A 14,475-nucleotide genomic window follows, 5' to 3' on the forward strand; every position below is an offset into this window, starting at 1 on the left:
AATAAAAAACTATCTTTTCTTTGAGATAGAAATGATAGTTTCTTATAAAATAAACTTAGTTAAAGTAATGAAGTCCCATTGCTCCTTTAACTTCAGATAGGGTTTGACCTGCAACTTCACGCGCTCTTTCACTACCTTTTTGAAGCATATTATAAACTTCTCCCATATCCTTAGCAAATTCGATACGGCGCTCACGAATAGGACCAAGTTCACGTTCTAATATTTCAAGTAGATAACGCTTGGTCTTCACATCACCAAGACCACCTCGTTGATAATGTTCTTTCATGTCAGCAATTTCTTGAGCATCTTCTGGGCGACCAAAAACATCTAGATAATGGAAAACCATATTGCCCTCAATCTTACCTGGATCTTCCACCCGAATATGATCTGGATCTGTATACATACTCATCACTTTTTTACGCAAAGTATCCGCATCATCAGCTAAATAAATACCATTATTGAGTGATTTAGACATTTTAGCATTTCCATCTAAACCAGGCAAACGCCCTGCTCTCTCATTTTCTGGATAAATACCTTCCGGCTCTACCAAGACATCACAGTTATATGCATTGTTAAAAGAACGAACAATTTCACGAGTTTGCTCAATCATTGGTTTCTGATCTGTCCCAACAGGAACATAGTTAGCCTTGAAAGCTGTGATGTCAGCTGCTTGAGCTATTGGATAGACCAAGAATCCTGTCGGAATGCTTTCTCCAAATCCTTTCTGAGCAATTTCTGTCTTGACAGTTGGATTACGCTCCAGACGTGCTAATGAAACCAGATTCATATAATACATAGACAACTCAGCCAACTCTGGAATCTGGCTTTGAATAAAGATAGTTGATTTACTTGGATCCAATCCAACTGCAAGGTAATCCAAAGCCACATTTCCGATAGACTCTACAATGGTTTGAGGATCTTTGGCATGATCTGTCAAGGCTTGTTGGTCAGCCAAGAACACAAACATATCATACTTATCCTCTTCCTGTAATAATACTCGATTTTTGAGACTTCCAACATAATGTCCAATATGCAATTTTCCTGTTGGACGGTCTCCTGTTAAAATAATGGGTTTAGTCATTTTATTCTCCTTCGATATGGTCCCTTCAATTATAGCATTTTTTTAATGAAATAACCGCAATTTATCAAAATAAATCAACCTTGCTATTTACGGATTTGCGTAAAGTATGCTGTAAATTTAATTTACACAAAATTGACAGATAAAAATTTGAATATTTCCGTATTTTCTAGTAGAATAAATATATTACACATATAGGAGAAAAACATTGCTTACAGTATCTGATGTTTCACTACGTTTTAGTGATCGCAAACTTTTTGATGATGTCAATATCAAATTTACAGAAGGAAATACTTATGGATTAATTGGTGCTAATGGTGCCGGAAAATCAACCTTTTTAAAAATTTTAGCCGGAGATATCGAACCTACTACTGGTCACATCTCTCTTGGTCCAGATGAACGTCTCTCTGTTCTTCGTCAAAATCACTTTGACTATGAAGATGAACGTGCCATTGATGTCGTTATCATGGGAAATGAAAAACTTTATAGCATCATGAAGGAGAAAGATGCTATCTACATGAAGGAAGATTTCTCAGATGAGGATGGAGTGCGTGCTGCCGAACTCGAAGGAGAGTTTGCCGAGCTTGGGGGCTGGGAAGCAGAAAGTGAAGCCTCTCAACTACTTCAAAACCTAAACATTCCAGAAGAATTGCACTATCAAAACATGAGCGAATTGGCCAACGGTGAAAAAGTAAAAGTTCTCCTAGCCAAAGCACTTTTTGGTAAACCAGATGTTCTTCTCTTGGACGAGCCTACCAACGGTTTAGACATCCAATCGATTACTTGGTTAGAAGACTTCTTGATTGATTTTGATAACACTGTTATCGTAGTATCCCACGACCGTCACTTCTTAAACAAAGTATGTACTCACATGGCCGACCTTGATTTTGGAAAAATCAAACTCTATGTCGGAAACTATGACTTCTGGAAGGAATCTTCTGAACTCGCTGCTAAATTGCTAGCAGACCGTAATGCTAAAGCAGAAGAAAAAATTAAACAATTGCAAGAATTCGTTGCTCGTTTCTCTGCTAATGCTTCTAAGTCAAAACAGGCAACATCACGTAAGAAAATGCTTGATAAGATTGAACTTGAAGAAATTGTACCATCTAGTCGTAAATATCCATTTATCAACTTTAAAGCGGAGCGTGAGATTGGTAATGATCTCTTGACAGTAGAAAATCTAACTGTAAAGATTGATGGTGAGACTATTTTAGATAATATCAGCTTTATCTTGCGTCCAGGTGATAAAACAGCACTTATTGGACAAAATGACATCCAAACAACTGCATTGATTCGTGCAATCATGGGGGACATCGACTATGAAGGAACTGTCAAGTGGGGAGTAACTACTAGCCGTTCTTACCTGCCAAAAGATAACTCAGCTGATTTCGCAGGGGGAGAATCAATTCTTGACTGGTTGCGTCAATTCGCAAGTAAAGAAGAAGATGACAATACTTTCCTACGTGGTTTCCTCGGCCGTATGCTCTTCTCTGGAGATGAAGTTAACAAACCTGTAAATGTCTTGTCAGGGGGAGAAAAAGTTCGTGTCATGCTTTCAAAACTCATGCTCTTGAAATCAAATGTCCTTGTCCTTGATGATCCAACCAATCACTTGGACTTGGAATCTATCTCAAGCTTGAACGATGGATTGAAAAACTTTAAAGAATCAATCATCTTTGCCAGCCATGACCACGAGTTTATTCAAACTCTAGCCAACCATATCATTGTCTTGTCTAAAAATGGCGTCATTGACCGTATCGATGAAACATATGATGAATTCCTAGAGAATGCAGAAGTACAAGCAAAAGTTAAAGAACTTTGGAAAGACTAAAAAAATTCAAAACTCAGTTGGGTTAACCAGCTGAGTTTTCTAACATTTTATGAGGTAACATGAAATTATTTTTTAAAACATATTGGACCTATTTTGTTTCTTTCATCATTCCCATAATCATTATGATAGGAGTATATCTATCTCAAGGTATCTACTGGAATAGCGATACATCTCCACTATTAGGAGATGGCTTTCATCAATACGTTATTTTTGATATAGCTCTAAGAAATATCCTACACGGAAATGGTAGTTTGTTCTACACCTTTACAAGTGGCCTCGGATTGAATTTCTATGCCCTATCTAGTTATTACTTGGGAAGTTTCCTTTCACCTCTAGTTTACTTTTTTGATCTAACGAATATGCCAGATGCTGTCTATCTGACAACTCTCTTAAAATTTGGATTGATTGGTTTGTCAACTTACTTTAGTTTAAATAAATTATTTCAATCGATTCCTAAGCCTTTAAAACTAGCTTTATCTACTTCCTATGCTCTGATGAGTTTCACTGTCAGTCAATTAGAGATAAAAACCTGGCTAGATGTTTTTATCTTGATTCCTTTAATTATCACTGGTTTACATCTACTGATAACTGAAAAGAATTTCCTATTGTACTTTACAAGTCTGTCAATCTTATTTATTCAAAATTATTATTTTGGATATATGACAGTATTGTTTCTTATTTTCTGGTATCTCTGTCAAATTTCGTGGGACTTTAAAACCCGAAAATCATCTGTTCTTGATTTTGTTGTGACCTCCTTTTTAGCTGGTATGGCTAGTTTGATTCTGACTCTTCCTACTCTGTTTGATTTACAGACACATGGGGAAAAATTGACTGAAGTTACAAAGTTTCAAACTGAAAGTAGCTGGTATCTTGATCTCTTTGCTAAGCAATTCATCGGTTCCTTTGATACAACCAAGTATGGGGCTATTCCAATGATTTTTGTTGGACTACTTCCCTTTATTTTGACTATTTTATTTTTTACGCTGAAATCCATTAAGTTTCACGTGAAACTTATCTATGCAATCTTCTTTGCATGTCTAATTGCAAGCTTTTATATTGAATCTCTTGATTTATTTTGGCAAGGCATGCATACTCCAAACATGTTTTTACATCGCTATGCTTGGATTTTCTCTACCTTGTTAATTTACACAGCAGCGGAAGTCTTAAATCGTCTGAAAGAAATTAAAATCTGGAATTTTTTAGTTTCGCTTTTTCTTATAGTAACAGGATTTTTAGCTACCATCTATCTAAAATCACATTATTCTTTTTTAACAGATTTGAATATTCTACTGACTCTTGAATTTTTGGTTGTCTATTCTCTTTTACTCCTTGCAGTTATCAAAAAGTTTATCTCTGTAAATCTATTTGCCATTCTAATCTCTTTATTTATAATGGTTGAAATAAGTTTAAATGCTTCATCTCAAATAGACGGAATTGCTAAGGAATGGGGATTTGCTTCTCGAAGTGCATATAATCGAGATATCCCAGCTATGGAATCTTTCTCAACATATATTGGAAATCAATTTACTCGTACTGAGAAACTAGAGACTCAGACAGGAAATGACAGTATGAAATTCAACTACAATGGAATCTCTCAATTTTCATCTGTTCGAAATCGTTCAGCAAGCTCTACTTTGGATAAACTTGGGTTTAAATCCTCTGGGACTAATCTCAATCTCCGCTATGCAAATAATAGTATTTTGGCTGATAGTTTATTTGGTATCCAGTATAATATCTCAGACAGTCCTATTGATAAGTATGGTTTTAAAGATATCTATCAAAAAGATAATCTTACCCTATATGAAAATCAATTCTCTCTTCCGATTGCCTTTGCTAGTCAGTCTGTTTACAATGATGTCAAGTTCAATGAACACACTTTGGATAATCAAGCCTCGTTTTTAAATCAACTTGCCAACGTCAATTTTGATTATTTTTCTCCAATACCTTATGAAAAAACTGAAAATACTGATGATTTGATTAGTGTTACAAGTTCTTCAAATGAGGATGCAGCAATCCAGTATCAAATTGAAGTACCAGAAAACAGCCAAGTTTATCTTTCTTTCACAAATCTTCACTTTTCTAATGATAAACAAAAGAAGGTTGACATCCTTGTAAATGGAGAAAAGAAAACTTTTACAACTGATAATGCCTTCTCCTTCTTTAATCTAGGTTATACAAAAGAGACAAAAACTTTCAATATTCATGTTAGTTTCCCTGGAAATTCACAAGTATCATTTGAATCTCCTACCTTCTATCGTTTAGATACCCAAACTTTCACCAAGGCAATTCAAAAAATTAAAGAACAACCTGTAACAGTATCAACTTCTAAAAACAAGGTTTTTGCTACATATGATGTCCAACAAGATACATCTATTTTCTTCACTATTCCTTATGACAAAGGTTGGTCTGCCTACCAAGATGGTAAGAAAATAGAAATTAAACAAGCTCAAACTGGCTTTATGAAAGTTGACATTCCAAAGGGAAAAGGAACTATTACACTTTCCTTCATTCCCAATGGTTTTATTACTGGAGCAATCTGTTCCTTTACTTCTCTTTTACTATTTGGAATCTATAATCACAAACGAAAGTCTTCTAAGACATAAAAGAGGCTAGGCAAAAACTCAATTTCAGGAAAATGAAGTAAATCTTCCCACAATAAAACGCATAGTATCAAGGTTTTCAACACCTGATATTATGCGTTTTTATGATTTTAAAGACTTTTTGCCCAGCCTCTTTTAATCTTCCTCCATTTTCTTAGGTTGATAGGCTAGCATACCTAAACCAATAAATAGAGCTAGTATCACGGCAAGGAAAACGACTTGATGATAAATATTTCCTGTCATAGAAATTGTTTGTCGTAATCCAGAAACCGAATAACTCATTGGTAACCAAGGATTAATGGCTCTAAAGAAATCATTTGTCAAGGCAAGTGGATAAGTACCTGCACTTGATGCTAGCTGTAATAAAAGCAAAATAAGAGAGAAGAAAGCTCCTATACGGCTATTCCATGTTGTTAAAGCAGTCACCATGGACATGAATACTAAACTTGTTAGGATAATGAGAATAAATGTTCTCATTTCATGATTAGCAGTTAAACCAATAATATGAACTCCTCCATATACCAAAATTCCTGCTAAAACAGCTATAATACCATTTATTTCAGCTCGAGATTTCAACCAAGCCCAACGACTCTTTGGATGACGTCCTGAAGGCAACTTCGCAAAGATCATATTCGTTGATATTGCTGCAACAAAGAGAGCAACTGATATCATATAAGGAGCCATTGCGATTCCATTTACATGAACTTGCTCATTGTCTGTTTTGGAAAGATTGAGTGGATTTGACAAAATCTCTGCATTTTTAGATTCCGTTGATGCTGATTTAAGTTGATCACTAGCATTACTTAGTCCTTGTCCTAAAGAAGCAGCTCCTGTCTGTAAACCTTCCAATCCAGAAGTTAACTTTGTTCCACCTTCTGCTAGTTTCCCAGATCCATCTGCCAATTTATTAGCTCCATTCTCTAATTGAGAAGCACCTGAAAGTAACTGACTGGATTTGTCTGCTAATTTCCCAGATCCTGATTGTAATTTATCAATTCCTGCTATCAATTCTTGACTCTTTTGATTCAATTGGTTAGAGCCAGTTGATAATTTTTCAATACCAGATACTAATTCTGGAGTTTTTTCAACTAATTGACCAACTCCTGCTGTCAAGTTAGAAGATTTTTGTGTCAAGGTAGTTGAGCCTGAAACTAGTTGATCCAGACTACCTGTCAAGGTGGAATTCTTTTCACTTAGTTGACTTGCGCCTTGAGAAACTTTATCAACACCTGCAGTATATGCATTTACACCCGATGTAATCGACTGACTGGCAGGAACTAATTTGCTAGCAACAGCTCCTTGTATCTCTGTTAATCCACTTGACAATCCTGTCAAAGAAGTAGAAGCAAGCGGTAATACTTGATTAGCTTGATTTTTTAAAGTCGAAAGATTAGAAGATTGATTTTGTAAGTTTTCTAAACTTCCTTGTAAACCTTGAACTAAAGCTACAATTGACTGTGCTGATTGAATACTATCAGTCGAATTTTGAGATACAGAAGCACTTATCTCAGCTTGTTGCTCACTTGTCAATGATTGATAAGCTGCTGTCGATTGAATATTAGCTAATGTAGTCGCTTTATCAGACTGAGCACTTGCTAACATTTGATTAGAAAGAGATGCTATACTTGATAAAACAGAATCTAATTGTTTTGTATCTCCAACATCAATATTTTGAATAACTTGATTTAACTGATTCAGACCAGAAGATAATTGAGCAATTTGATCTTTTTTCCCAGACGAAGCATCTAACTTGCTAGAAAGTTGTTGAATTCCTTCATTTAATTGCTCCACACCCATTCGAAGTGTAGCTGATTGATTGGATAACTGATTAGCACCTGTTGCAAGATTTCCCACTCCATTGGTGTAGGCACTAACACCAGATGAAAATTGATTAAGACCAGCATTAAGCTGAGAAACACCGCCAGTATAGGATTCTACACCAGTATATAACTGATTGATTCCTCTTACTAATTCAGGACTTTTAGAAGATAATTGACCTAATCCGCTATCTAATTGACTCACTGCACCAGTATATGTAACTAAACCACTATTAAAATTCCCTAAGCCAAGATGAAGTTGTTCGACACCAGAAACATAAGCAGATAATCCTTTAGTAAACTGCTCCGTTCCATTTGAAAAGGTTAAACTTGAAGCTGCTAAAGAGTGTAGGTTAGTAGTTAATGTTTGACTTCCTGTCACTAACTGATTCGCTCCATCAGTTAATTTTTCACTACCAGAAGCTGCTTGACTCATGCCATCCTTTAAATCAATCATTTTGTTAAATAAGGCTTTAGTATAGGTCTCAGTTACATTTGTAGAAACATTCTGCTTCAATTGTGTCATCGCAGAATCGCTCATCTTGCTGGCAATAAAGCTATGACCACTTGAAGTCTGATAATCAATTTGCATTTGCTCTGGATGATCCGTTAAAATAGAAGCTGCTTTTTCAGATAAATCACTGGGTAAAGTCACTACCATATAGTAATCTCCATCTTCCAATCCCTTCTTTCCTTCATCTTCATCCACGAAATGAAAATCCAAGGTTTTATTTTCTTTTAAATTGGACACCATGTCTTTTCCTATTGCCATAGTATTACCATTATAGGAAGCCTCTTTATCATTATTGACAACTGCCACAGGTAAGTCAGACAATTGACCATACGGATCCCACATTGAGGACAAAAATATAATATTGTACAGAGCTGGAATAAGAGAAATCCCTATCATGACAATAATAAAGGTTGGTTTTTTAAAAATTGCTTTCCATTCTTTAAACATAGTTTCTCCTTTTTTACACATATTGTCTAAAATTTTGATATAATAGATTATACATTAAAAAATCTAAATTACAAGATAAAAAATCTATTTTTAGACATATAGTCTAATTTGTTTATAAGGAGAAAATATGCAAGAAAGTAACAAACGCTTAAAAACAAAGCGAACTATTGAAAATGCTATGGTACAATTACTGATGGAACAGCCATTTGATCAAATTTCTACTGTAAAGTTAGCAGAAAAAGCCAGAATTAGTCGTTCCAGCTTCTATACTCACTATAAGGATAAGTATGATATGATTGAGCATTATCAAAGCAAGCTATTTCATACATTTGAATATATTTTTCAAAAACATGCTCATCACAAAAGAGACGCTATTTTAGAAGTCTTTGAATATTTGGAATCAGAACCACTTCTGGCTGCCCTTCTTTCTGAAAATGGAACCAAAGAAATCCAAAATTTCTTACGAAATAAACTTCATATCATGCTCAGTACAGATTTACAAAAGCGATTTATGCAACTGAATCTCAATACAACTGAATTAGAATACAGTAGCATCTATCTAACTCATGCACTTTTTGGTGTCTGTCAAACTTGGATTGCACATGGAAAAAAAGAAAGTCCTCAAGAAATAACAGATTTCCTTATGAAGATGCTTGGTGATACAAATTGATACAAAAAGAGGAACACAGTTGTGTTCCTTTTTATCTATACTCCGCCAGTAGGACTCGAACCTACGACATCATGATTAACAGTCATGCGCTACTACCAACTGAGCTATGGCGGATAAAATAGTCCGTACGGGATTCGAACCCGTGTTACCGCCGTGAAAAGGCGGTGTCTTAACCCCTTGACCAACGGACCTTCTATCTGTAGCAGATATAACCATTATATCAATTTCTTACTAATTGTCAATCACTTTTTAGATTTTTTCTCTAAAATATCTTTTAATTTTCTAATTTTTAATCTTGAAATAGGACAACGATGATCTTCATAGAAAACAATTTCTAGGTTTTTTCGATCAATCTCTCTAATATTGCCTATATTTACCAAAAATGACTTATGAGGAGAATAAAATCGCTGAGTATGTTTGTCCTTTTCCTGAATATCTGTCATGGTACCGTAAAACTCTTTGGCAAAATTCTTACCAATAATACGTAATTTATGAGAGACTCCTGTCGTTTCAATATACAAAATATCATGGTAAGGGATTTTTAAATCATTTCCCTTGTAATTGTAGTCAAAATAATCCACCACATCTTCATTTTCAAGTAACATACTCTTCGTGTAAAAGATATTTTGCTCAATTCTCTTCTTAAACATCTCATCGTTGATATCCTTATCAACAAAATCTAGGGCTGATACCTGGTATTTATAGGTTAGAGTCGCAAACTCTGATCGACTGGTGATAAAGACGATAATAGCGTAAGGATTGTAATGACGAATGAGCTGAGCCACTTCAAATCCCTTTTTCTCAATTCCATGAATATCAATATCTAGGAAATAAAGCTGATTTACTTCATCGTTTTCAATGTATTCTTCAAATTCACGGACTTTTCCTGTTGTCTTGTATGATATTGGAATATTCGATTCTTTCGAAATTTCATCCAATATTCTCTCTAGTCTCACTTGATGTTCAATAACATCTTCTAAAATTAAAACTTTCATTCAAATTCCCTCTTAAATCTAATAATTTGTCTAAATGTACTGCCTTCCATCTCTGTTTCTAAAATAATATTGTTGTACTTATCTAGTAGTTCTTTCACATTATTTAATCCTACCCCGCGATTTCTTCCCTTAGTGGAGAATCCTAAAGCAAATAGATCTCCTGAAGGAGTCATCGTCATTTTACATGAATTCTGAATCACAATAACTGTTTCAGTTTCCATCTTAATAACTGCTACTTCCATCTGCTTTTTATAGCTATCAGCCGATCCTTCGACAGCATTGTTCAATAAAACGCTCATGATACGAACCAAATCCAATAGTTCAATTGGGAGCTTGGTAATCGTATCTTTTACTTCCAGTGTAAACTCTACACCATTATTTCGAGCATAGACAATAGACTGAGCAACCAAACTTCGTAAAGCTGAATCTTCTATGTTGTTCAAATCAAAGTAAGTGTACTTATCTGAACGCAATTTATGATTTGCTTTGACCAAAACTTCATTGTAAACTCTGTCAATTTCCTGTAAATCACCACTGTCAATTGCCATCTGCATACTGACAAGCATTCCAGCATAGTCATGTCGAAAACCACGGATTTCATTATACAGTCCGACAATTTCATCTGTATAATTCTGTAAATGTTTCTGTTCAAATTTCTTCTGCTTCAAAGCAATCTCTTTTTCCATTTGTTCTTTATGCGAATTCATTGCAAAGAAGGTCAAAAGGAGAGAAATAAAGACAATAGATGACAAGATACTTCCAAAACTATTCAAATGTTTAATCGTACTTACTATATCTGAAACGAAAGATAAAAGATGTAACAATAGTAAAGCAAAAAATACTTTTTTCAAGAAAGGATAAAGGTAGTCCTTGTCAAAATAGGTTAGTTCTAAGTGGAAATAATGAATGATTTTTAATATAACAACATAAGTCAACACCGTTACAACGAAAAAGAATGGGAAATGATATTGTGAAACAAAATTGTCTCCTGTTATAGAGGAGAAAGTTACGGACAGAAAGTTATGAGTGCTCTCATATAAAAGAGATAGTAGTAAACTTAGGAATAGTCCTCTATCCCTCTCATACTGTTTCATCCATCGAAAATAGGAATATAAGCCCAAAGGAAATAAAAATCTTTCAATCCCTATTTTATCTAAATATGGAAGATAAAAGGAAAGTTCAAGTACTGCTTCTACTAGTAATGTATAGATACCAAAAACATATAGTTCTTTTCTATTTATTTGACCTTTACAAATTAAACGGTAACTGTGACTAATAATTAAAAAATGAACAATAACTGTCCCAAATCCAAGTAAATCCATTACTCTTTCTCCTTATTTTATTACTTTTTTCGTAGGAAAAGAAAATCAAGGATGATTCTTGAAACCCTACTTTCCCCACCTCGAATCTCCTGCAAGTCTTTTTCCTTCAAGGCTACAAACTGTTCCAATTTAACTGTGTTTTTCATAATAAAATCTCCTAAAATGTTTTTTTCTTGTAAGCTAACTTACAAAAACCATTATACAAAATGGAATTTCATTTTAGATAAAATTCTCTCAACTGTCATTTTTTTCTCCCCAAGTGTACTTTTTTAAGAAAAAAGCCGGGAAAATTCCCAGCTTTGCTACTATATTGATCCCAGCAGGATTCGAACCTGCGACCGTTCGCTTAGAAGGCGAATGCTCTATCCAGCTGAGCTATGAGACCTAACACAATTATTCTACCAAAAATTCAATTAAAAGTCAATTCTCTATTTATGATAGGGTGATCCCTGCTGAATCGTAAAAGCGCGATAGATTTGTTCAACAAGAACTAGTCTCATTAACTGATGGGGCAAGGTTAAACGGCCAAAGCTGACAGAAAGATTGGCTCTCTTTTTTACAGCTGATGATAATCCTAAACTCCCTCCAATGATAAAGGTAAGAGTAGAAAATCCTTTTATAGAAGCTTCTTCTAAATTCTTACTAAATTCTTCCGAGGAGAAAGTTTTCCCTTCAATGGCTAACACAATAACAAAATCACGGTCACCAACTTTTGATAAAATTCTCTGACCTTCTATTTCTAAAATCTTTTGATTTTCTGATTCACTGGCCCTATCTGGTGTTTTTTCATCTGCTAACTCAATCATTTCAAGTTTAGCAAATCGAGAAATTCGTTTTGAATACTCTGCAATACCATCTTTTAAATACTTTTCTTTCAGTTTCCCAACTGTTACAACTTTAATTTTCATGACTCTATTCTAACATATTCTCTATTTTTTCACATCTTATTCACAAAATAAAAAATAGATTTCAATTGAGAAAATCACAGTTTTAAAAGAGTTATCCACAGTTTGTGTAAAACTTTTTGTGTTTAAGTTATAATTAAGCTAGTCAGTTTATACTTTCAGTAATTCAAAAATATGGAGGCAAATATGAAACATTTAAAAACATTTTACAAAAAAGGGTTTCAATTATTAGTCGTTATCGTCATTAGCTTTTTTAGTGGAGCCTTGGGTAGTTTTTCAATAGCTCAACTAACTCAAAAAAGTGGTGTAAGTAGCTCGAACAACAATAGCACTATCACACAGACTGCCTATAAAAACGAAAATTCAACAACGCAGGCTGTTAATAAAGTAAAAGATGCCGTTGTATCCGTTATTACTTATTCAGCAAATAGACAAAATAGCGTATTTGGCAATGATGAGACTGATACAGATTCTCAACAAATCTCTAGTGAAGGATCTGGAGTTATTTATAAAAAGAATGATAAAGAAGCTTACATCGTCACCAACAATCACGTTATAAATGGCGCTAGCAAAGTAGATATTCGATTGTCAGATGGGACTAAAGTACCTGGAGAAATTGTCGGAGCGGACACTTTCTCTGATATTGCTGTCGTCAAAATCTCTTCAGAAAAAGTGACAACAGTAGCTGAGTTTGGTGATTCTAGCAAGTTAACCGTAGGAGAAACTGCTATTGCCATTGGTAGCCCGTTAGGTTCTGAATATGCAAATACTGTCACTCAAGGTATCGTATCTAGTCTTAATCGAAATGTATCTTTAAAATCTGAAGATGGACAAGCCATTTCTACAAAAGCCATCCAAACTGATACTGCTATTAACCCAGGTAACTCTGGTGGCCCACTGATCAATATTCAAGGACAGGTTATCGGAATTACCTCAAGTAAAATTGCCACAAATGGAGGAACATCTGTAGAGGGCCTTGGTTTTGCAATTCCTGCAAATGATGCTATCAATATTATTGAACAGTTAGAAAAGAACGGAAAAGTGACACGCCCAGCTTTGGGAATCCAGATGGTTAATTTATCTAATATAAGTACAAGCGACATCAGAAGACTCAATATTCCAAGTAATGTTACATCTGGTGTAGTTGTTCGTTCTGTACAAAGTAATATGCCTGCCAATGGTCACCTTGAAAAATACGATGTGATTACAAAAGTAGATGACAAAGAGATTGCTTCATCAACAGACTTACAAAGTGCTCTTTACAATCATTCTATCGGAGACACCATTAAGATCACTTACTATCGTAACGGTAAAGAAGAAACTACATCTATTAAACTTGACAAGAGTTCAGGTGATTTAGAATCTTAATTGACATCTATGTAAAGAAAGCTTTACATAAGAGAAAAGATATGTTAGTGTAGAATCATGGAAAAATTTGAAATGATTTCTATCACGGATATACAAAAAAATCCCTATCAACCTCGAAAAGAATTTGATGGAGAAAAACTAGATGAACTAGCACAGTCTATCAAAGAAAATGGACTCATTCAACCGATTATTGTTCGTCAATCTCCTGTGATTGGTTATGAAATCCTTGCAGGAGAGAGACGCTATCGGGCTTCACTTTTAGCTGGTCTAAGGTCTATCCCAGCTGTTGTTAAACAGCTTTCAGATCAAGAGATGATGGTCCAATCCATCATTGAAAATTTACAGAGGGAAAATTTAAATCCAATAGAAGAAGCACGCGCTTATGAATCTCTCGTAGAGAAAGGATTCACCCATGCTAAAATTGCAGATAAAATAGGCAAGTCTCGTCCATATATCAGCAACTCCATTCGTTTGCTTTCCTTGCCAGAACAGATTCTCTCAGAAGTAGAAAATGGCAAACTATCACAAGCGCATGCACGTTCTCTAGTTGGGTTGAATAAGGAACAACAAGACTATTTCTTTCAACGGATTATAGAAGAAGATATTTCTGTAAGGAAGTTAGAAGCTCTTCTGACAGAGAAAAAACAAAAGAAACTGCAAAAAACTGATTACTTCATAAAAAAAGAAGAAGAGCAGTTAAAAAAACTACTCGGATTAGATGTAGAAATCAAAATGTTTAAAAAAGATAGTGGAAAAATCATTATTTCTTTTTCAAATCAAGAAGAATACAGTAGAATTATCAACAGCCTGAAATAAGGCTGTTCTTTTATTTTTTTATCTCACAAGGTTATCCACTATTTTTTTCAATAAAAAGCTTAATAAATCAATAGTTTCTGCTTTTATCCCCAACCTGTGGATAAAACTTGGT

Annotated in this window: 11 protein-coding genes and 3 tRNA genes; 5 read left to right on the forward strand and 9 right to left on the reverse strand. The window is 34.6% G+C overall.

Translation table 11 applies throughout. The features are described from left to right. Positions 1–55: 55 nt before the first annotated feature. A complete protein-coding gene (gene trpS, locus AC6I9F_RS09955; RefSeq protein WP_000165457.1) occupies positions 56–1,081 on the reverse strand; it encodes a tryptophan--tRNA ligase in 1,026 nt (341 codons plus the stop codon). A 205-nt stretch (positions 1,082–1,286) separates the two neighbouring features. Between trpS and AC6I9F_RS09960 the strand changes: the two genes are divergently transcribed. Then, the gene (locus AC6I9F_RS09960) at positions 1,287–2,909 is read left to right on the forward strand and encodes an ATP-binding cassette domain-containing protein (RefSeq protein ID WP_498022025.1); all 1,623 of its coding nucleotides are present in this window, start codon (positions 1,287–1,289) and stop codon (positions 2,907–2,909) included. Between the two features lie 59 nt (positions 2,910–2,968). Continuing rightward, positions 2,969–5,512, forward strand: a complete 2,544-nt coding sequence (locus tag AC6I9F_RS09965; RefSeq protein WP_498022027.1) for a YfhO family protein — start codon at positions 2,969–2,971, stop codon at positions 5,510–5,512. A 132-nt stretch (positions 5,513–5,644) separates the two neighbouring features. Here the strand turns inward: AC6I9F_RS09965 and AC6I9F_RS09970 are convergent, their stop codons facing one another. Beyond that, positions 5,645–8,287 carry a YhgE/Pip family protein gene (locus tag AC6I9F_RS09970; RefSeq protein ID WP_498022029.1) on the reverse strand — a complete coding sequence of 881 codons (2,643 nt, stop codon included), beginning with the start codon at positions 8,285–8,287 and terminating at the stop codon, positions 5,645–5,647. A gap of 127 nt (positions 8,288–8,414) precedes the next feature. On the opposite strand from AC6I9F_RS09970, the gene AC6I9F_RS09975 reads away from it, so the two are divergent. Continuing rightward, a complete protein-coding gene (locus AC6I9F_RS09975; protein ID WP_119941849.1) occupies positions 8,415–8,957 on the forward strand; it encodes a TetR/AcrR family transcriptional regulator in 543 nt (180 codons plus the stop codon). Positions 8,958–8,997: 40 nt separating this feature from the next. Here AC6I9F_RS09975 and AC6I9F_RS09980 read toward each other — a convergent pair. The 7 genes from AC6I9F_RS09980 to rlmH all read right to left on the reverse strand — a co-directional run bounded on the left by AC6I9F_RS09980 (position 8,998) and on the right by rlmH (position 12,182). Beyond that, positions 8,998–9,071: transfer RNA gene (locus tag AC6I9F_RS09980), tRNA-Asn, on the reverse strand. A 5-nt stretch (positions 9,072–9,076) separates the two neighbouring features. Then, positions 9,077–9,148, reverse strand: a tRNA-Glu gene (locus AC6I9F_RS09985). Between the two features lie 51 nt (positions 9,149–9,199). Continuing rightward, positions 9,200–9,952, reverse strand: coding sequence for a competence system response regulator transcription factor ComE (comE, locus tag AC6I9F_RS09990; RefSeq protein ID WP_000866064.1), 753 nt, complete (start codon positions 9,950–9,952; stop codon positions 9,200–9,202). Next, a complete protein-coding gene (gene comD / locus AC6I9F_RS09995; RefSeq protein WP_164226121.1) occupies positions 9,949–11,274 on the reverse strand; it encodes a competence system sensor histidine kinase ComD in 1,326 nt (441 codons plus the stop codon). The genes comE and comD overlap by 4 nt, the downstream gene beginning before the upstream one ends. Before the next feature lie 20 nt (positions 11,275–11,294). After that, entirely contained in the window at positions 11,295–11,420 is a 126-nt protein-coding gene (gene comC / locus AC6I9F_RS10000; RefSeq protein ID WP_112445417.1) for a competence-stimulating peptide ComC, read from the reverse strand. A 165-nt stretch (positions 11,421–11,585) separates the two neighbouring features. Then, positions 11,586–11,659: transfer RNA gene (locus AC6I9F_RS10005), tRNA-Arg, on the reverse strand. 43 nt (positions 11,660–11,702) lie between these two features. Further along, a complete protein-coding gene (gene rlmH / locus AC6I9F_RS10010) occupies positions 11,703–12,182 on the reverse strand; it encodes a 23S rRNA (pseudouridine(1915)-N(3))-methyltransferase RlmH (protein WP_112445415.1) in 480 nt (159 codons plus the stop codon). A 183-nt stretch (positions 12,183–12,365) separates the two neighbouring features. Between rlmH and htrA the strand changes: the two genes are divergently transcribed. Both htrA and AC6I9F_RS10020 read left to right on the forward strand, forming a co-directional pair. Further along, positions 12,366–13,547 (forward strand): serine protease HtrA, encoded by a 1,182-nt coding sequence (gene htrA / locus AC6I9F_RS10015; RefSeq protein ID WP_112445413.1) that lies wholly within the window; start codon positions 12,366–12,368, stop codon positions 13,545–13,547. Between the two features lie 57 nt (positions 13,548–13,604). Further along, positions 13,605–14,363 (forward strand): ParB/RepB/Spo0J family partition protein, encoded by a 759-nt coding sequence (locus tag AC6I9F_RS10020; protein ID WP_498022034.1) that lies wholly within the window; start codon positions 13,605–13,607, stop codon positions 14,361–14,363. Positions 14,364–14,475 lie beyond the last annotated feature (112 nt).

This window comes from Streptococcus nakanonensis (assembly GCF_059738785.1).

Excerpts from the sequence above, each read along its gene's own strand:
- AC6I9F_RS09965 (WP_498022027.1), top strand. The coding sequence starts at position 2,969 with ATGAAATTATTTTTTAAAACATATTGGACCTATTTTGTTTCTTTCATC.
- trpS (WP_000165457.1), bottom strand. The coding sequence starts at position 1,081 with ATGACTAAACCCATTATTTTAACAGGAGACCGTCCAACAGGAAAATTG.
- AC6I9F_RS09970 (WP_498022029.1), bottom strand. The coding sequence starts at position 8,287 with ATGTTTAAAGAATGGAAAGCAATTTTTAAAAAACCAACCTTTATTATT.
- comC (WP_112445417.1), bottom strand. The coding sequence starts at position 11,420 with ATGAAAAACACAGTTAAATTGGAACAGTTTGTAGCCTTGAAGGAAAAA.
- comE (WP_000866064.1), bottom strand. The coding sequence starts at position 9,952 with ATGAAAGTTTTAATTTTAGAAGATGTTATTGAACATCAAGTGAGACTA.
- AC6I9F_RS10020 (WP_498022034.1), top strand. The coding sequence starts at position 13,605 with ATGGAAAAATTTGAAATGATTTCTATCACGGATATACAAAAAAATCCC.
- htrA (WP_112445413.1), top strand. The coding sequence starts at position 12,366 with ATGAAACATTTAAAAACATTTTACAAAAAAGGGTTTCAATTATTAGTC.
- AC6I9F_RS09975 (WP_119941849.1), top strand. The coding sequence starts at position 8,415 with ATGCAAGAAAGTAACAAACGCTTAAAAACAAAGCGAACTATTGAAAAT.
- rlmH (WP_112445415.1), bottom strand. The coding sequence starts at position 12,182 with ATGAAAATTAAAGTTGTAACAGTTGGGAAACTGAAAGAAAAGTATTTA.
- comD (WP_164226121.1), bottom strand. The coding sequence starts at position 11,274 with ATGGATTTACTTGGATTTGGGACAGTTATTGTTCATTTTTTAATTATT.